General features: G+C 45.1%; 19 protein-coding genes. 7 read left to right on the top strand and 12 right to left on the bottom strand.

Features of this window, described 5'->3' with window-relative positions:
* Positions 1-7 precede the first annotated feature (7 nt).
* Entirely contained in the window at positions 8-268 is a 261-nt protein-coding gene (locus tag ACM0OZ_RS44575; RefSeq protein ID WP_414589329.1) for a hypothetical protein, read from the top strand.
* Positions 269-385: 117 nt separating this feature from the next.
* Here ACM0OZ_RS44575 and ACM0OZ_RS44580 read toward each other — a convergent pair whose 3' ends face one another.
* The 10 genes from ACM0OZ_RS44580 to ACM0OZ_RS44625 form a co-directional block, all read right to left on the bottom strand.
* Positions 386-991: a hypothetical protein gene (locus ACM0OZ_RS44580; RefSeq protein WP_414589330.1), complete on the bottom strand. Its 606-nt coding sequence runs from the start codon at positions 989-991 to the stop codon at positions 386-388.
* Positions 992-1,046: 55 nt separating this feature from the next.
* Positions 1,047-1,310 carry a hypothetical protein gene (locus ACM0OZ_RS44585; RefSeq protein ID WP_414589331.1) on the bottom strand — a complete coding sequence of 88 codons (264 nt, stop codon included), beginning with the start codon at positions 1,308-1,310 and terminating at the stop codon, positions 1,047-1,049.
* Positions 1,311-1,335: 25 nt separating this feature from the next.
* Positions 1,336-3,162 (bottom strand): protelomerase family protein, encoded by a 1,827-nt coding sequence (locus ACM0OZ_RS44590; protein WP_414589333.1) that lies wholly within the window; start codon positions 3,160-3,162, stop codon positions 1,336-1,338.
* 106 nt (positions 3,163-3,268) lie between these two features.
* A complete protein-coding gene (locus ACM0OZ_RS44595; protein ID WP_414589334.1) occupies positions 3,269-3,772 on the bottom strand; it encodes a GIY-YIG nuclease family protein in 504 nt (167 codons plus the stop codon).
* A gap of 145 nt (positions 3,773-3,917) precedes the next feature.
* Positions 3,918-4,436, bottom strand: coding sequence for a hypothetical protein (locus ACM0OZ_RS44600; RefSeq protein WP_414589335.1), 519 nt, complete (start codon positions 4,434-4,436; stop codon positions 3,918-3,920).
* Between the two features lie 284 nt (positions 4,437-4,720).
* The gene (locus tag ACM0OZ_RS44605; RefSeq protein ID WP_414589336.1) at positions 4,721-5,860 is read right to left on the bottom strand and encodes a hypothetical protein; all 1,140 of its coding nucleotides are present in this window, start codon (positions 5,858-5,860) and stop codon (positions 4,721-4,723) included.
* 355 nt (positions 5,861-6,215) lie between these two features.
* Entirely contained in the window at positions 6,216-8,528 is a 2,313-nt protein-coding gene (locus ACM0OZ_RS44610; protein WP_414589337.1) for a hypothetical protein, read from the bottom strand.
* Positions 8,529-8,541: 13 nt separating this feature from the next.
* Positions 8,542-9,381 (bottom strand): hypothetical protein, encoded by an 840-nt coding sequence (locus ACM0OZ_RS44615; protein ID WP_414589338.1) that lies wholly within the window; start codon positions 9,379-9,381, stop codon positions 8,542-8,544.
* An 89-nt stretch (positions 9,382-9,470) separates the two neighbouring features.
* On the bottom strand, positions 9,471-9,701 hold the full coding sequence (locus ACM0OZ_RS44620) for a hypothetical protein (RefSeq protein ID WP_414589339.1): 231 nt from the start codon (positions 9,699-9,701) through the stop codon (positions 9,471-9,473).
* Positions 9,701-10,219 (bottom strand): hypothetical protein, encoded by a 519-nt coding sequence (locus ACM0OZ_RS44625; protein WP_414589340.1) that lies wholly within the window; start codon positions 10,217-10,219, stop codon positions 9,701-9,703. Before ACM0OZ_RS44625 ends, ACM0OZ_RS44620 begins: the two co-directional genes overlap by 1 nt.
* A gap of 253 nt (positions 10,220-10,472) precedes the next feature.
* On the opposite strand from ACM0OZ_RS44625, the gene ACM0OZ_RS44630 reads away from it, so the two are divergent.
* From ACM0OZ_RS44630 to ACM0OZ_RS44650, 5 genes are read left to right on the top strand one after another with little or no spacing between them, the layout of a single operon-like run.
* Entirely contained in the window at positions 10,473-10,688 is a 216-nt protein-coding gene (locus ACM0OZ_RS44630; protein WP_414589341.1) for a ribbon-helix-helix domain-containing protein, read from the top strand.
* Positions 10,689-10,706: 18 nt separating this feature from the next.
* Positions 10,707-10,979 (top strand): hypothetical protein, encoded by a 273-nt coding sequence (locus ACM0OZ_RS44635; RefSeq protein WP_414589342.1) that lies wholly within the window; start codon positions 10,707-10,709, stop codon positions 10,977-10,979.
* A gap of 6 nt (positions 10,980-10,985) precedes the next feature.
* On the top strand, positions 10,986-11,276 hold the full coding sequence (locus ACM0OZ_RS44640) for a hypothetical protein (protein ID WP_414589343.1): 291 nt from the start codon (positions 10,986-10,988) through the stop codon (positions 11,274-11,276).
* Between the two features lie 11 nt (positions 11,277-11,287).
* Positions 11,288-11,977 carry a tyrosine-type recombinase/integrase gene (locus ACM0OZ_RS44645; RefSeq protein ID WP_414589344.1) on the top strand — a complete coding sequence of 230 codons (690 nt, stop codon included), beginning with the start codon at positions 11,288-11,290 and terminating at the stop codon, positions 11,975-11,977.
* A gap of 37 nt (positions 11,978-12,014) precedes the next feature.
* A complete protein-coding gene (locus ACM0OZ_RS44650; RefSeq protein ID WP_414589345.1) occupies positions 12,015-12,782 on the top strand; it encodes a hypothetical protein in 768 nt (255 codons plus the stop codon).
* 413 nt (positions 12,783-13,195) lie between these two features.
* Here the strand turns inward: ACM0OZ_RS44650 and ACM0OZ_RS44655 are convergent, their stop codons facing one another.
* Complete coding sequence (locus ACM0OZ_RS44655; RefSeq protein WP_414589346.1) at positions 13,196-13,351, bottom strand: hypothetical protein; 156 nt, start codon at positions 13,349-13,351, stop codon at positions 13,196-13,198.
* Between ACM0OZ_RS44655 and ACM0OZ_RS44660 the strand changes: the two genes are divergently transcribed.
* A complete protein-coding gene (locus tag ACM0OZ_RS44660) occupies positions 13,350-16,778 on the top strand; it encodes a plasmid replication protein, CyRepA1 family (protein ID WP_414589347.1) in 3,429 nt (1,142 codons plus the stop codon). The two genes, ACM0OZ_RS44655 and ACM0OZ_RS44660, sit on opposite strands and share 2 nt — an antisense overlap.
* 220 nt (positions 16,779-16,998) lie before the next feature.
* Here the strand turns inward: ACM0OZ_RS44660 and ACM0OZ_RS44665 are convergent.
* Positions 16,999-17,259: hypothetical protein (locus tag ACM0OZ_RS44665; protein WP_414589348.1), on the bottom strand; the 261-nt coding region annotated here is incomplete at its 5' end.

Below are 17,259 nucleotides of genomic sequence, written 5' to 3' on the forward strand. Positions count from 1 at the left end.
ATGACTGGTGATTGGAGGCTGGCGACGGAGGCTGGCGACGGAGGCTGGCGACGGAGGCTGGCGACGGACTAGGCTGGCGACCGAGGCATCTCAGTACAGCAGTAACAATGAAGGCTGGCGACGGACTGTTTGTACTGAAAAGAAGTTATTGAGAAAAATATTCCTTATTGAGAATAAACTTTTGGGATTTGAAAATTGGTGCGACTGGAAAGTTTCTATAGCCTCTCGCCCAAATTTTCCCCACGGCAAGAAAAAAAAAGGTTTTTGATGGGTAGGCAATCAGGCGATCGCACTGGCGTATCGACAACAAAATCCCCCATAACCACATCGGGTTACGGGGGATCATAATTACTATGAACAAAATATACGAGAGCAGTTAAAGGCACTATGAAGCGTCTTTTTGGCTGTGGATAAGATTCACTAACTCAGGTACAGCACTCTGCTGTAACACCATAAAATTCTGTGCATACAGAAGTGTAGCAGCCTGACTCAGTGTGAGCATATCACCTCGTCCTGTAGTGAAGGCTTTCATTTCAGAATCGCAGTGACGGCTCAACGCTATCGATAGCACGTGAATTTTTTTAAAGCTAGGCTCTTCTGAATTGAGTTCTGCTGTAAGCATCTCTTCTATTTTTTGTCGTACATTTCTATGAGTTTCAATATGTTCGTTCACCAATTTTTTGAGTGCTTGCGCCCATCTATCGGTTTGAAATTGTGCATCATATAAAAGTCCCAAAGTAGTTGGTAGTATGTCATGCGACGACTCTGATATTTCTTCCTGTTCAGGTACTATTGGCTGAGTATCACTTTGAATTTCAGTAGTTGCAATTTGTAATAAATCAGTTCTTTTTAAGCTTCCATCTTTTCTGGCTGCGCTTAGCCATCGTTGTACGTTTCTAATAGGTGTCTTTATTATTTCGGCTATTTCGCTTGATGAATAGCCTTTTTTAGCCATTTCAATAGCCTGCTGACGCTCTTTGTGGTATGCCATGTCAAAATTGACGCGTTATTGTCATATGGCGTCAATTTTACTTTATCTTTGAAACTCAATCACTGATGTAGTTACCGCTTCCTGGAGGCGATTCTTTAAGCTGTTTGGTTTTTGGTTGTTTGGCTTGTTGCTGCAATAGAGAGCGCTTCTGTTTCTCAAGATTTTTCAAGCTAGATTTGAACATTTTTAAGTAATAACTTCTATCTAAGCTATTAGGGTTAAAGGGGTCAAAAGGCTTGTTAGGCGAAGGTTTTTGTAATTCTTCAATAGCTCGTAAGTTGTTTTCAATAAATGAATTGATAAGTTCTAGTTCTGTCATTTTGAATCCACCGCGTGTTAATTGCTTAGACCTTAGCTTGCCCATCTAGAAATTCCTGGTTTACCCGCTTCAGAATTTCCTCAATCTTTTCTTTACCGTGGCGCTTGTTGTAGTAGGTTTCGGTTTTACTGGGGTCTTTGCTGTTTTGCATTCCATACTTACTGTTATGGCTAATCACTTCATCAGCATGACTCTTGATCCAATCCCCAACCAGCAAGCCATTGACGCCGGACAATTCTCTCAACCCTTGGTTAGTAATGGCTAATCGGTCATTATCTCCAGTTGCCAGTCTGTCGTTGTACAAGCAGATTGCTTCATAGGAACGGCGGATTTTTTCATTAGCAGCACCGCTTGCCTTGCTTGCCCATAGCTCCTCATTTGTCTTGCCTTCCCAGTCGGTTAATTCCTTCTCTCTGGTAACAACGCTGGGTTTTGTTAGCTGGCTGACGCGTGTAACTGGTTCTTCTGGTTGTGGAATAGCTTGGACTGCTGGCATCTTGTCGAGTGCTTGCTGTAGTTGACGATTTACTTCCTTTGCAACTAAGGATTCTAGGTCTGTGGCATTGACTGTAACTTGCTGTGGTTCCATATTCTTTGCTTCCTGCTCTAACTGGTTATTCCGCTCTTCTAACTGCTTAACTAGTTTCTCTAACTGGGCAATCCGGGATTTAGCTTCTAGCAACTCCTTGGCTACATCAACTTTTTGCTGATGTGATTCAATCAATCGGTTGATAACTGCTTGCTGATTAGGTAGCTCCCATTCTGCTTGCAGTTTCTTAATTGCTTCAAAATCTTGCTCACCTGACCGAACTGTGATTAACTTCTCCTTCTGTGGTGCTGAGGGGAAGCTGACGGGCTTAGACGCAAAATAATCAGCATAACCAAGTGTAGTGGTGATGGCTTGAAGTTCTTTGTCTGTGGGGTTTTCTTTGACAAAATGCCCCATTAGCCGTGCAAAGTGAAGCATCCTAGAACCCGTAGACCTAGCACAATCTCGTTCCACTGCTATTGCTCCATAAGCAGCCCTAAGCGCTTTACAGTTGTTCTGGTCATCATCATTTCGTAGTTCCAGCGCTGGATTTTCAGAAAACTTATCCCCAAAGTATTCCTTAACCACACGCCGCAACGACTGACCACGGCGATTATCAAAAGCTCTGTTCTGTGCTACCAGGTCATCGGGGAACTCGTTGGCAACTTCTTTAAGTAATGCCTTGGTGCTTGATTCCCTACGTAATCGGGTAAGGCACTTGATTACATAATCAGCAGGGTAAAGAGCAGCAATCTGAAACACTGGCTTATCACCGCGCTTTTTACCTTGCCCTTCAAATAATAACTGGTAGGATTCCCCCTCAATCGGTGAGAACTTGGCACGGGCAATAATCTCATGGGGTCGTCGTCCGGTTGCGGCAATCAAGCCAACAGCCAACTCGTGAGGGTCACTGCTTTCTAATAACTGTCCTGTAATTTCAAGATATTTATCTGGATCAACTTCTTGGTCATTGCCCAATCGGTCGATGACTCTAGTGGTTTCGTTGCGTTCTTTCCACTGGTCTTTATTCAGTCCACACAGCAGTACAGCATAGTGTTTTAGCTCGTAGCCTTTGACATTCCCGTTAGCGTCATGCTTGGGGATGGATTCAGCGTTCTTACCTTGCTCCAAAGGAATTGAGTTGAACTTTTTGTAAAAGCCATAAGTACTCAGCTTTGTGCCTAGCGTTGCTGGACTGTAGCTAGTGCTGGTGTTGACCCACTCGTTGAACTGCTCACAATGTGGCTTAATTTCCTCAAAACTCCTCAAATCCTTGGTTGCCTGGAATAGCTCGTTTATTTTCTGTTCAAGTGCTTTGCTCATTGCCTTGTTCCTTTTGCTTAACTAGTTACATAATAACTAACCGGTTATTTAAAGTCAATAACCAGTTATAAAGTTACTGCAAAATATTTGTGAAGCGAAAAAACCTCTAACGCTGTTCTGGTATTGCTTCCACACTTGGCTGTACCTGTGGCTGTGGTTCTTTCATGGCTTGCCCTATGAGCATCCCCACTCCTAACAATGCCACCAGTCCACCCGCTATCAATCGAACGGGTATATCTTGAAAACTGATGCGCTGTGACTCGTAGCGGCTAAATGCCCAAAGCACCATTGCATACTGCCAGGGGTTGAAATTATGCCACTCGCGCGATTTCTCCAGCTTGATGTTGCAATGCTTGAATTTAGCGTGTAACTCGTCCTCAACGCTTGCCATGTCTTGAACATAGATTGCTTTCACAATTCGGAAGTTACACGGCGGTTGATTGTCTATGAAATTTTGTAGCCGTAGTTCTGGATTACGCGATAAGCCAATCTTGCAACGACGCACTAACTTACCTGGAATTATGCCCGTGACGTTGATAGCTTCAATGAGATAAACGTAACCAGGTACATGATCATCGCGGTAGACGTAGGGCTTGGGATAACGTGTCATGATTGTAGAGATTCCTTTATGAGAGTATCGGGAATTACAAAGGCACTGGAACGACGGCTAATCATCCAGTGCCTTTGGCTTTAATGATCCAAGTGGCGTAATCCGGTCAAGTTAATATTCTGGGGTAGCTTTTGTTGCGTTCACATTATCTGAACAGATTACCCATGCGTTCCCCTAAAACACCCATCGTCGCTTCTTGTAATGTTGATTGGGTATCTGATGGTAATTTCCAAGTCTGATATATTTCCTGTTTTGGGGGTACTACAAAAACACCGTTTATACAATGCCCTATAATCTCTGCATAGCTTCCGATTTCGTAATGTTTTATATATTGGGTTACTACGTCTTTCTTTCCAATGGAAACATTACCAATAACACCCCTTAACTGAAAAGCGCTAACAATGGAACCATCTTCAAGAGCAGTGTAAAACAATGGTTTAGCCGCTAATTCCTTAGTCACATTATAGGGTCTAGAGTTTACCAAAAATGGACGCAAAGGAGTAGGTGCTGAATTATCGAACATATTGTATCGTGAGACGTATTGAGTGACATTACCATCATCAATTTGACAGAACTCAGGTCTAGATTCTGCCTTTGCTGTTGGTTGAATAAGTAAAGGTAGAAGTGTAATTGCACAAAACAAAAATGATTTAATAGCTTTCATTTAATATTTTCCATAGTTAAGATATTCTTCTAGGTTCGCACGAAGTCATTTTTATCACCTCGGTAATAGTGCCAGATTTTTTACTGGAACTCAGGCAAAAACACTGACAATTAGTGTAACCATTCGTTGCTGGCTCCTAAAAGGCTACTTACAATGAACAAACCCGCTTTGCTCTCGCGGTACTCGTATCGTTTAGGAAAGCGTGTCATGGTGGTAGAGTTTTTTAGTACGTTGTCATCAACAGGCACGCTTTTAATTAGCCGTCTTCTAGCGTGCCTTTGGTTTTAGGGGCTGAGATGCTTAAGTCCAGTCAAATTGATGCTTTGCGGTTCATTCAAGATAAAGAACTGGGGATTTTCAATCTCAAGACAAACGTATTTTTCTATCCACTCTGCAATCACTGATATTGCCATTCCTCCGCCAGTAGCGAACACAGGCACACCATTAAGCAGTGCTTGAGAGACTTTAGTGAGCAACGACTCAACAATAGGCGACTCAGCTACCCACTCACTCAACGCATGAGTAACCGTATCCCCAATTTCTAGTGATTCTTGCCCGTGGCGATACTTGACTGAATGTTGACCGCCACCTAGAGGTTTAGAATTCCTCAAAGCTGATTCTAGGTTTTCTTTTTTATATTGGAGTCCACCTCTATCAATTCGAGCCAAAGCAATACTCAAGCGCTCGATGATTGCTTTCATCCCGTTACCACTTCCAGATGTCTGTTCTATGGCTTTCGGGCGCTTGCCTACCTGATAGGTGGAGTAAGTTAACGTACCTCCACCCAAATCTAAAACATTGAATTCAGCAACATCTTGAGACACGGATTTTAACGCTTCTAGCGCCGCGCCGTAGCCTTCTGGGTAAAGATAGTCTGAGTTCATGAATTCAATTTGGTACTCACACCCCTCATAAGAGAACGCCTTAATTCCTTGCAGAATTTTGGCGATGTCATTGCGCTTGCTAGAACTAAGGGACAGTAGGCGCAACTTGATTTTTATCCTTGCTGGCTTGCCTTTGTACTTTCGGCTAATTGCAACTTCCTCTAGTAAGTCGGGATGGGAGCATAAAGCACCGATTAACCAAGTGTCCAGTGCTTTAATCTTGTTGTCTTTGTAACCTTCTACCAAAGTTCCATTGAGAGAATTGGCAGATTGCCCGACGGCATAATTCTTGTTTCCAATAGAGAAACAGCCACAGATACCACTTGGTAATTCGCCCAACACGAGTTTGTAAATTGTCGGGTAACTGCCTACCCATCCGTTGATCACAAATTTTGTTCTACTGCTACCAGCGTCTAAGTCTAGGTCTATCACCACAGGTTTATTCTGCCTTTGGCTTGGGTATTTTTTTCGCTCTTGGATGGGAGTATGTTGGGCTGTAGCGATGTCTGTTTTAGTGTGTCCGTTGGTTGTAGGATTCATAGATTCAATACTTTTGATTTGGTGTATTACGTCGGAGCTTGTGCGAACTTGGTGCGAAATTATTAGACCTGTTGAGAAATTTGCTCTACTATTGCTATTGAAATGTTAGGAAAAAACGAGATAGTTTCTAACAGTAACTCCATGTGATGTAGAAACTGTATTTTTTGGTGTTTGTAATTCAGCTAATAGAAACTCATGCTCAGTCGGGCTAATCGGGCTAATCGGGCTGTACCCCCTATAGGAAAAAATGACGGGCTAGCCGGACACGTAAAATCAAGGGTTCTGAGCTATCTATCGGGCTAGGTTTCGGGCTAGCCCGATAGATAGCTTAAAGCGCCAGAACTCAATATATTTGTTAATTACTGTTAGGAATTACGTCTAACTCACTAAATCCCTTGCCGCAATCATTGCATTTATATTGCTGGATGGTTTTGGTTGCCTTGTCCTTGCCGTTTTTCTTAATGTTGGTTCTACGGCAGTGGGGACAGCAAAGTGTTGGCATCACAAGAGCAGGGGATTGAATTTCTACCCACTGTGAAGTGGTAGATGTTGGCTTAACATCCGTCCCCATCACTTCCTGGTAGTCGTAGCTATCAAACGGAGGTAGTTGAATGAATTTAGGTAAGCCAGTGAGGGGAACTGCAAGCGCAAAGCGGTAAGCAGTAGCATCAGTGTAAATGTCTAAACCTAGCTCCTCATTCATGCGCTCGCAAAACTCTTGAATCTTGCGGTACTGGTTCAGCAGTTTAGTTTTGTCCTCACTGGTCACAGTCGTTGCCTTGTCTAACCACACGCCAGCATTCGAGCCAATGTGTAACTGAATCGCGTTGTTCCATTGACTGTGACTCATCCCCGGTATGGTATTAGCATCTGCTGACTGACCAATGTAGATGACCCCTAAGTCCTGGTGACTACCTTGAGACAGCGAGTACACCACCAAATCCTTAACCGTGTAAGCTTCACTGCGGTACTTGGCAATGGTGCTGTCAATTTCATCAAAAATGTAGAGGACGAACGGGTGATTACCTCTGCTTTTAGTACGCTGGTCTAGCAAGTCGCAAAGTTCTTTCATCCCCTCCACATTGTCTTCATGGGTAGTTCCCGCTTTGGGCATCTCCCAGAAATCTTTTTTGCTACCATGTTGTGGGTCATAGAGTCTGATTTCACCTTGACCCTTCCGACTCTTCATGATTGCCAGTGCAAGATTTTTAGCTGTGGGTGACTTGCCTCCAGTACTACCAGCGGTAATCCTTACCCGTTCCCATCGCTTGACGTAGGTTTCAAACTTTTTGGCGGGTATCCAGATGGAGTCGATTTCATCCTTGGTGCTGTCTTTCTTGGGTCTATCCTTGAGAACCACCTCAGCACTCATCAAAGCAATATCACCATCCCAAGTAAAGACCACAGGCTTGAGGGTACGGCAATAAGTCTGTAGTGCTTCTGAATGTTCGTTGAGTTCCTTGGCGGCAATAGCACGACTGTTGCGGTCTATTTGGAAGTAGAGTTTGACCGAATAAACATCACCTTGGCTGTGGGTACGGTCAAGATATACGCCCGTCTGCCAGAAGTACTCAATAATTAGATTCCCAATTTGAAGTTCCCGTGACTGAGCCAATGACCACTTCAATGGTTTTTTAAGGTCAATAATCTGTTGATTTAGTTGGGCAATCTTGAGATGTTCAGCATCCAGTTGGTTGAGTAAATCGCCTACCTGTGAGCGCATCTCATCAAGTGAATTCTGATTTTCATTGATGGAACCATAGAGCTTTTCTAATTGCTCTTTCTGAAAGTCACGGTACTCATTCAGGACACCCTTAGCTTTGTCAATGGGGGTGAATTTCTTGCTGTAATCAGCCAGTGTGGTGTATGCATCGTCCAGAGCGCGGCGCTCATCCACATTAAGCAGATTCCGAAACCTCACCTTGAGCGCTGCAATCTCATCACTAACTTGGTGGTAAATGTCAACGGCATTGGTGAGAATTTCTGATGCTGTACCATCCAAGGTAGTGATTTCATTAACCAAACTGCAATGAAAGTTGTAGCTTGGTTCCAATGAATCAAAGAACTCTTGCAGGTTTGGATGTATGGCTCGGTAGTCCTCACGCTTTAACCTAGCTTCCACACTATCAGACAGTTGGTTGTAGGTTTTGTAGATGCGTGAGCTTAAATCTTCAGCCAATTGCCCTTTAAATTCGTCTAGAAGGTCTTCAAATCGCGTGTCGTCCTGTTGTAGCTTGGCGTCTAATTCACGTCCTTTAGCCTCAAATTCAGCCTTAATTCTGCCTAGGTTATCTTGCAGTAACCTTACCGCTGTGTCCTTGGCTTGCAATTCTTCAGCCAGTTTCACTAGTTGTTCAGACTGTTTAGCTGATAGCGCTTTAACCTCTACTAAATCTGTGGTTTGTTTCTGGTAGTCATGTTTGATGGAGTCGCGGTCTTTCTCCAATTGGGTTGTAATTTCCTTAAGCTGGTAGTTCGCTAAATCCTCACACCACTGGCTAATTAATTGGTTCCCAACTGCCAGCACACCAGCACCAACAGCGATATTTAAAGCCAGTGGCTTGGCTCGGTCGTCCGCTTTAACGTAGCTAAGAACACCAGCAAAACAAAATAAGCCAGCAACAATAGAAAGTCCTCTAGATGGGGCATTCAAGCTGATAAAAGTCATTGGTTTACTCCCCTCACCCTTCAAGCAACTTGGCTTCGAGTTCTTCGCGCTTGCGCTCGTTGTCTTGGAGACTTCCTTCCACTTCAAGCTTGAGTCGGTCGTTTTTGGCTTGCTGACTCTGGAACTTCAAAGACCATTCCTCCTCAATCAAAGCAGTGAGGTTAAGAGTTCCTTGAGTCGCAAGCTGTTGCTGGATAAGCTGCTCTTCGGTCATCTCCAGCTTGGACTGCTCAATCTGATACTTGGTATCTGCAACCTGATTTTTGACAACCTTAGTTGCTGTTTCAATGCCAGCGGTCGAAAAGTCTACAAAGTCGCCTACAAACTTACGTTGCTCAGTGGCGATCGCAACCACCTTACGCCCTTGTTTAATCTTTTCGTGACGCACTTCCAAAGCATTGTTCTGACGTTGGATCTTAAGCTTTTCCCTGTTGGCGTCAACTGCTTTCATCTCTGGGATATCGGCATCTGCACGGTAAGGGTCAGTCCCCAGCATCTCTTTGATATCAATTTCCCCAACGCCGTACTGTTGGGCAATCTCTACGGCTTGCTTGAGGGAATCGGTAGAGGAATTAGTGACCAGTTTGCTACCGCCAGCAAAACCGCGTCTGATGGTCTTGGCAGCGGTGTTAACTGCCTTCACCCCATTACCCACAGCCTGTGCTGCATTACCCACAGTTTTAGCGGTATCTTGAAACCGTTCTTTCAACCGCGCCCGTGCTTTGGCGTCGGTCTGTTGCTCCGGTGTGGGGGTAGATTCTGGTGTGGACGACGGTGTAGAAGGTGGGGTGTCTTTGGGTTTTTTGAAGTGCTTGGAACCTGTAAGGCTACCTGATTGCTTGGCTCGTGGCATATAATCCTTGTGTATAGCTCTTTATGGGGCTTTGCAGAACCGCTTAGGGACGACCGCGCTGTGGTGAGATACTTTGCGGTCGGTTCCTCTTAAAGATTGTTGAAACTTTCAAGTGATGCGACGTTTATGGCAAGTGGTAGGGACTGTTGGTGGTTGTCTTGGCGTTCGCGTTCGTAGCACCAATCCAAAAAATCACTCAGCACCGCGCAAGCATCCCCAACGGTGAGGTCATGACTCTCGTTGAAGTCGCGGCAATGGCGGAGCTTGTCTAAAATCTCCCAAGCATTTTCTAAAATCGCTGTTTGTTGATGGGTAAGCATTAGTCGTTCTCCTTAATTGGTTCCCAAGTCACAAATTCACCGACAGCTACCACAAACTCGTTGCCAGATGGTAATAGTTTGCATTCATCGGTTACGGTTGCAGCAATCTGTTTGAGTCGGTCAAAGGCTGATTGACGGCGTTCTAATCGGGCTGTGGTGCGTTCTTTCAGTTGGGTGTGGGTGTCTTTAATTTCGGGTATTAGCACGTCCACAAAAGGCTGTAAACGTTGCTCTAACCGAGAAATGAAGGCTGATTCAAAAGCATCAAACACGGTATCAGCAACCTCAGCACCTCTCAATTCAGCTTGCTTCTCAAATAGTTGTGAGATGGATGCTTGCGCCGATTCAACACTGGCTGTGAGGAAATCTCGGCTGCATGAAGATGGGTCTAACTCAGGCTCTATCGGCAATTGCTCAACAGTTGGTGGATCGGTCAACTCAATTGATGGCTCAATCGGTCCGTGTAAAACCGAGATTGGCTCGGACTCGGGAATAGCTTCTCTCTTCTTGCGTGGCATATGCGTCTTGTAAGTGGCTTGGTGCGTGAGCGCTGGCTAGTTTCTCTTGCGGGTGCGCCACGTCCCTCTGTTTGCGCTCACATTTCATAAACTAGCACTTAATCCTATGCTATAAGCATAATATTCTATGCAGTTAACTTATGCAGTCGATGTCAAACAATCAGTTAAACATAACATTCTATGCTTAAAACATAGAATTCTGTGTAGTAAATTGATGATATACCTCAATCAGCGCATAATAAAATGTTGAAATATGCAAGCGCAAATTATAGAAATGCCCGACAAGGTTCCAGGGACTAAACGAACCACTATCGTTTTACCTGCAAAAATCTATGAATTATTGGAACAACGAGCCGATATGGAGGGTAGAGCAACGGCAAACTTGGCAGCGTTTGTGGTTGAGCAATATATAAGAGAGTGCTACCCGGACGAGTTCCCAAATCCATATAAACGCAACGAACTACGATAAATCAAAAAATGGAGCAACATGACCACAAACCAACCGGAGCCAATAGAAACACGTTTAAGCCGATTAGAATCGGTGTTTGCTGACATGGGCGATGTAGTATTGGCGCAAAGCGATGCTATCAACGCATTAACCGCTAACGTCAACAATCTTGTTGAGCAAGCCGCAGCTGACAGAGCGCAAGCAGCACAAGACCGCCAACAAGCAGCCATTGACCGCCAAACTTGGCAAGCCGAGATTCGGACAATTTGGGAATACTTGCTACGGCAATCGGGCAATGGAAGACAGGGTTAATGAGTCATGACTGAGTGCGGCGGAAGTTACAACCACGATGGAAAGCCAGCGAAACCAGCATCAGAAGCGCAGCAATTAGCTAGTAGATTTGTTGCGGCAATCGCCAACCTGCACTGGCGAATAGATTATGTAAAGTTTTGTGAGCTTTTGAACTTGGAGCCAAGTGAGTACGCAGACCAGAAGTATAGCCAGTTTCAGCAGCTAGCTGAAGCATTGAACTTCTTCGATGAGGAGTCACTAGCCAAAATGGTGGACGCGGGAGAGGGGAAAGGAGGTCGTCATTCAGCCAACGGTTGAGCAGTTGACCCATGAAGATTGACCGACATGGTAAAGCAAAGGTATTATCCACCTCAGAAATCCAGCGGTTATTTACCGAGGGATTGCTTACCATTAGGGACAAAACCCTGTGTGCTGTGATGCTTTACACTGCTTGCCGTATCAGGGAATGCGTAACCCTGAAAATTAAGGACGTGTACGACTCAAAAGGGAGGGTAAGAACTGAATTGATTATCCGCAAGAGCAACACTAAAGGGAAGCTGGCAACTCGCACCATTCCCGTATTAGACGACTTGCAGCGTTATCTTAAACAGTACAAACCTGCAAAAACCGATGATGGCTATCTCTTCCCAGGTCGATGGGGACGGGGGCATATACATGAGGATAGTGCCGCTGCAATTTTTAGAGAAGCTTGTAAAGGAGTGGATATTGTTGGGGCAAGCAGTCACAGTTGCCGGAGAACCGCGCTAACTCTGATGTCTAACGCGGGAATACCGTTACGGGTGATTCAAGAAGTCAGCGGTCACAGAAATCTTGAGCAGCTGCAACGGTATCTTGAGGTTGAGCCGTCACAGGTACGCGGTGCGATCGCCAGCTTGTCGATGCTTTCTCCCGTGGATGATGCCAGCATCGGGAAATATTTGTATCCCGATGTACCCGAAACGGACGATAGTTCAACGCTTTTGAGCGAAAGACTTAATGGGAGATGGGATGAGGAATGAGTAACCTTAACCTATTCAACATGAGAGGAAATAACATATGTCTGTAATTGTTTCGTCAGAAGACCAGACAGTAATTCTTGAAAAACTTGATGGTTTACCACCCGAATATCTTTTGAATGAGCTAACTCAGGATCAAAAGGAACATTGGTATGGAGTTAAAGATGTTTTTCAAAAAACGCATCTAAGTTTGAAAGCGTTTTTCTCAGGCAATCCTAACCCATTGCAATCTTTACCTGATGAAGAGAAAGAACTTTATGGGCATCTCACAGATTATTACATCTCTTTATATGGGCTTATTCAGTGGGGTTGGGAAGATATTTTAAGTCAATTTGCCCAATGGCATAGCGATTATTACACTGAAGATTTCCCTTTTCGGACGCCAGGTGAAACACTAGCCGACATCATGCAGCGAGATGCGGGGGCACAATACTGGCAATGCAAGATAGGGAGACACGATTTTAAACCCCGAAAAATGTATCAATTACGACTCCAAGCCAAGAAGTTAATCGAGGGTAAGCTCAGTCCTAAGCAGATGTCTCAGCATGAGAAAGATGTAAAAGCACTTGCTAAGCCTTTTCAGTTATTTAAGGAGCTAGAAATTTTTTGTGTTAATGCTTGTCGCATGGGAGTACAAAGCCGTAAAGACAAACTCCTCAAACTCAAAATTCAAGATTATGAGCGAAAACGAGAAAATTTAAGTGATTTACTCCATCGTCATTACAGAAACATGAGAGGTTATGCCTGGGAAAATGGGAAAAAACTTGAGACGGTAAAAGAGGGCGGTTCATATCGTCCATCTTCTTAACATTTCTTCACATTAACATTTCTTCACATCTGTGCAAAAACACAATAGATTGGTCAAATGACAAGCCCAATACTCAAATCTTTATGACAAAATAATTACATTAATCAGTTAATAAAAAATTAGCTGATTTGTAGTAGCCCAGGCTTTTGCAGCAGTGAAGCACAATGCCCAAAGCTGATTTGAACAAACCAGCAATGCATTAAATGTCTTGACACCATTCTAGCTCGAATTTTCCCTTGAATTTTTGCTAGCTTGAAATTCTGGTAATTAAATTACCAAAGTTACTGCTTCACTGTAAAAAGTCTGGGACTGCTCCAAATCTAAAAACCAAGGAGCGTCTCAAATGGCAAACGCCGCACACTCGAAAAGCACGGCGCAGTTCCAAAAGAACTCAGTCTATCATATCCCAAGAATTACCAAATTTCAAGATTCTCGAACAATCGAACTATTCGCATATATAGCTGACTGCCGATTAACTGAAGCGCTAGAACTGCTTGAGCAGTCAGGGTTTTCGGGCGATACGGCACTTTTCGTTTTGGCTTACGCTCAATCTTGTGGGGGTGCGTCATGAATACCTCCAGAGGATTCGGCAAGCTTAGCACCCAAGGTAAAGAGAAAGTCGCGCTACGCAAGGCTTTAAGGGAAATACAAAGCATAGCTAAGGGGAGTAAGGGAGCGCTACAGGAGTGTAAGCAGCTTGAGGAAACTCACCCTACCCCTGAAGGATTTGAGCCAAAACATTGGCAAGAGTGGACGCAAGGTAGTGGGGTTGATCCAGAGGTAACTAGCCTCAACCTCAAATCACTCTCTGGTAACGTTCCCTACGATTACCTTCTGTACTCCTCACAACTGACTAGGACGAACACGGGTAGATTGTCCTCTGGTATCTTGAAACGATACCACCACTTGGGTGATGGTGGATGGTGGTGTAATGGGGTCGATGTCTTGGCAGGCGAGGATTCACTTTGGGGATGCTTTAAGCCAAATAATCCTAAGTTTGATGAGCAAAAAGGGAAGCATCGCAAATACGAGCATCCTGAAAAAGTCGCCACAGAAATTTTTGCTCTAAAGATTCCCCATCGGCTATGGCAGTTAGTCGCGCGTCGGTACAATGTGGCACTGCCTGATGGCTACGAGAACTTACCCCACAGCGCTTTCTGGAAATGGGTTCTAGACCATCCGCAAATTCCCATTATTCTATGTGAGGGAGCAAAAAAGGCAGCAGCTATCCTCAGTTGCGGTTATGTTGCGGTGGCACTACCCGGAGTCTGGAACGGACTTAGACAGCCCAAAGATGAGGACGGGAACCCTGACGGCATGGCTAGCTTAATCCCCCAGTTGCAAGTGTTTGCCCAACCAGGGAGACGGGTTTACTTCTGCTTTGACCAGGACTCAAAACGCCAAAGCGCTCGCAGTGTAAGCAAAGCACTCGCTAAAACTGCAAAGTTGTTTCTCTTCCAAAAATGCCAAGTAAAAGTCATTAGCTGGCTTGCGGCAATGGGTAAAGGCGTTGATGATGTGTTAGTTGCCTTTGGTCGGGGGAAATTTGACGAGCTATACCGAGGTGCCCTAACCTTTGATGAATGGTCTAGTCAGCAGCTGCGGCAACTGACCTACACACCAGACATGGTGATAAATCAGCGCTACATTGGGGAAATTCTACCACCTCACGACGCTCAATTAATTGCTGTTAAAGCGCCCAAAGGTTGCGGCAAAACCGAGTGGTTTCGCTGGCTAACCGCTCCACAAGTCAGCAGCGGTGAACGCAAAACGTTGCTGATAACTCATCGTATCCAATTAGGAATACAGACATCGGATAGATTAAATATTCCATTTATTAGCGAAGTGAAGAGTCTTGATCAAGGCTCACTCTTTGGCTATGCATTATGCGTTGATTCGTTACACGCATCAAGCCAAGCCAGATTCAACCCGCAAGAGTGGCGCGGGGCTTGGGTTATTATTGATGAGATTCAGCAAGTTTTATGGCATCTACTCAGCAGCGACACTTGCAAAAAAGACCGGGTTGCCATCATCAAAACCCTACAAGAACTGCTAAGGACTGTAATTGCAACTGGCGGCAAGATTATCGTTGCAGATGCTGACTTAAATGATACTGCCGTTGATTTTATTGAGGGGTTGTTAGGTTTTTCACCCGCGCGGTTTATTCTAGTCAATGAATATAAATTTGTTCAGCCTTGGACAATTTACAGATTTGGTGGGAAGAATCCAGCAGGGATGATAGCCGAACTTGAGAAGCGGTTGCAGGCTGGGGAGAAAGCATTGCTTTGCGTTAGCGGGCAGCGAGCAAAAAGCAAATGGGGGAGTCAAGTATTGCAGCAGTACTTTAAGGGCAAATATCCCCATTTAAAAATTCTCCGAGTTGACAGCGAAAGCGTAGCCAACCCAGAACATGAAGCTTGCGGCTGCACCCAAGACCTCGATAAAATTGTCACAAACTATGACCTAGTGATTAGCAGCCCAACAATCGAAACTGGCGTCAGTATTGATGTAGAACATTTTGATGGAGTTTGGCTGATTGGGCAAGGCGTACAGACAGCTGACGGAGCAAGACAAAACCTTGCTCGTGTCCGTCCTCCGGTTCCCCGGTATGTTTGGATCAAGAGTCAGGGGATTAACTTTGTTGGCAATCGTTCAACCACTCCAGCAGGGCTAGTCGCTTCTCAGAAAAAATTGGACAAGGCGAACCGAGCCAAGTTGTCAGAAGCCGGATTGGAGATGCCAGACGGGAACTTCTCTGCACCTTGCCTGGATGCTTGGGCTAAGCTTGGGGCAGTCATCAACGCGGGAATGTGGCGATATGAGGCAACTATCCTCAAAGATTCAGAGGAAGAAGGTCACATCGTTCTTGATTGGGAGGATAGAGTAGTTGCTAACGAAGGGGAGGAGGAAGATAACCAAGGCGACAGCGACAGTTCAGCAGATAGGGTAAAGAACGAGGTAACGGCAGTACGTGATGCAGTTTACCAAAAATATCGGGAAGATGTTTCGGCGGCTGACAGCTTGCCGGACACAGAATATGAAAAGTTGAGTAAGCAGCAGCAGCGGAAAACTGACGAGCTTTTGCAGTTGCGGAAGGGAGCGCTTGAGCGTAAATACCTTGTTCCCGTTAGTCCAGGGCTAGTAGAGAAGGATGACAATCGATGGGGTAGCAAACTTCGATTGCACTACTTCTGGGATGCAGGCAGGCAGTATCTGCAATTCAAAGACGGACAAACAGCCGAAAAGGCAATTGTTACTGGTGCGGGTGATTATTTTATTCCCGATAGCAATAAATCACTTATTGGGCTTAAAGTTGCAGGACTAGATTTTTTTGGAATCGGTCGGCTCTATACCGATACCGGATTTCACAATGAGCATGATGTCATCAAAGATATCGTTGAAAAAGTTGCTAACAATCTCTATTACATCAAATTAACGCTTGGTTGCGACCTTGGCGGACTGGTTAAAAACCCGAAGAAACGAATTGAACTTGTTCAAGTTTTACTAGGACTCATCGGGCATAGAATGGTTTGTTATTCCCGCAAAGGGAAGCGTGGCGCGGAAGTCCGTCTTTATAGTTCACCAGCACCAGAATTCCAACGTGATCCAGAAACGAACAAACTAATTTTGGACAGCAGCAAGTTACCGATTCCATTATCGGATGGACGCGAACTAGTTTTTGAGGCTTGGTTGCAACGCGATGCCGAATTGAAACGTAAGGCTGATGAGCAGAAAGCAGCAGAGGAGGAGGCAAGCCGGCAAGCTGAGGAAGCAGCAGCGGCAGAGGAGGCAACGCGCCAAGAATGGTTGTCACCCGAATCATTGCAAGAATTAGCTGATACGCTGCAAATTTGCGAATCTTCCAAGGACTTAGCAGACATTCGCGGTTCTATCCCCGCATATGCACTTCGAGAAGCATCGCGGCTGATTACAGATTCCCAAGTTAAAACTCGAATTGCGGAATGGGTCAAGCAGCAAAATGCTTGTGGGGTGTGAGTAATGTTCGGAGGTGTCCGGCTAGCTCCGATGATTTGTAAAAGCTCCGATGGTTTGGTAGCTGCGATGATTCGATAGCTCCGATGATTCGCAGCTGTAGCGGTGGCACAAACTAGTTGACCCGTAACCCGATGTGGTTGTGGGGGATTTTGTTGTGGATACTAAGAGTGCGATGGCACGGAGTGCCCGCCTTCTTGCGATCGCCTCATCGCCTGATTGCCTACCCCGCCAAAACCTTTTTTTTCTTGCCGTGGGGAAAATTTGGGCGAGAGGCTATAGAAACTTTCCAGTCGCACCAATTTTCAAATCCCAAAAGTTTATTCTCAATAAGGAATATTTTTCTCAATAACTTCTTTTCAGTACAAACAGTCCGTCGCCAGCCTTCATTGTTACTGCTGTACTGAGATGCCTCGGTCGCCAGCCTAGTCCGTCGCCAGCCTCCGTCGCCAGCCTCCGTCGCCAGCCTCCAATCACCAGTCAT

Origin of the sequence: Scytonema sp. PCC 10023, from assembly GCF_963920835.1 — a bacterium.
Taxonomy (GTDB): Bacteria; Cyanobacteriota; Cyanobacteriia; order Cyanobacteriales; family Nostocaceae; genus Kalymmatonema.

Bases quoted from the DNA above. Each gene is read 5' to 3' on its own strand.
- ACM0OZ_RS44655 (WP_414589346.1), bottom strand. From the start codon at position 13,351: ATGACGCACCCCCACAAGATTGAGCGTAAGCCAAAACGAAAAGTGCCG.
- ACM0OZ_RS44640 (WP_414589343.1), top strand. From the start codon at position 10,986: ATGACTGAGTGCGGCGGAAGTTACAACCACGATGGAAAGCCAGCGAAA.
- ACM0OZ_RS44635 (WP_414589342.1), top strand. From the start codon at position 10,707: ATGACCACAAACCAACCGGAGCCAATAGAAACACGTTTAAGCCGATTA.
- ACM0OZ_RS44590 (WP_414589333.1), bottom strand. From the start codon at position 3,162: ATGAGCAAAGCACTTGAACAGAAAATAAACGAGCTATTCCAGGCAACC.
- ACM0OZ_RS44615 (WP_414589338.1), bottom strand. From the start codon at position 9,381: ATGCCACGAGCCAAGCAATCAGGTAGCCTTACAGGTTCCAAGCACTTC.
- ACM0OZ_RS44585 (WP_414589331.1), bottom strand. From the start codon at position 1,310: ATGACAGAACTAGAACTTATCAATTCATTTATTGAAAACAACTTACGA.
- ACM0OZ_RS44580 (WP_414589330.1), bottom strand. From the start codon at position 991: ATGGCATACCACAAAGAGCGTCAGCAGGCTATTGAAATGGCTAAAAAA.
- ACM0OZ_RS44595 (WP_414589334.1), bottom strand. From the start codon at position 3,772: ATGACACGTTATCCCAAGCCCTACGTCTACCGCGATGATCATGTACCT.
- ACM0OZ_RS44660 (WP_414589347.1), top strand. From the start codon at position 13,350: ATGAATACCTCCAGAGGATTCGGCAAGCTTAGCACCCAAGGTAAAGAG.
- ACM0OZ_RS44630 (WP_414589341.1), top strand. From the start codon at position 10,473: ATGCAAGCGCAAATTATAGAAATGCCCGACAAGGTTCCAGGGACTAAA.
- ACM0OZ_RS44645 (WP_414589344.1), top strand. From the start codon at position 11,288: ATGAAGATTGACCGACATGGTAAAGCAAAGGTATTATCCACCTCAGAA.
- ACM0OZ_RS44600 (WP_414589335.1), bottom strand. From the start codon at position 4,436: ATGAAAGCTATTAAATCATTTTTGTTTTGTGCAATTACACTTCTACCT.
- ACM0OZ_RS44610 (WP_414589337.1), bottom strand. From the start codon at position 8,528: ATGACTTTTATCAGCTTGAATGCCCCATCTAGAGGACTTTCTATTGTT.
- ACM0OZ_RS44605 (WP_414589336.1), bottom strand. From the start codon at position 5,860: ATGAATCCTACAACCAACGGACACACTAAAACAGACATCGCTACAGCC.
- ACM0OZ_RS44650 (WP_414589345.1), top strand. From the start codon at position 12,015: ATGTCTGTAATTGTTTCGTCAGAAGACCAGACAGTAATTCTTGAAAAA.
- ACM0OZ_RS44625 (WP_414589340.1), bottom strand. From the start codon at position 10,219: ATGCCACGCAAGAAGAGAGAAGCTATTCCCGAGTCCGAGCCAATCTCG.
- ACM0OZ_RS44620 (WP_414589339.1), bottom strand. From the start codon at position 9,701: ATGCTTACCCATCAACAAACAGCGATTTTAGAAAATGCTTGGGAGATT.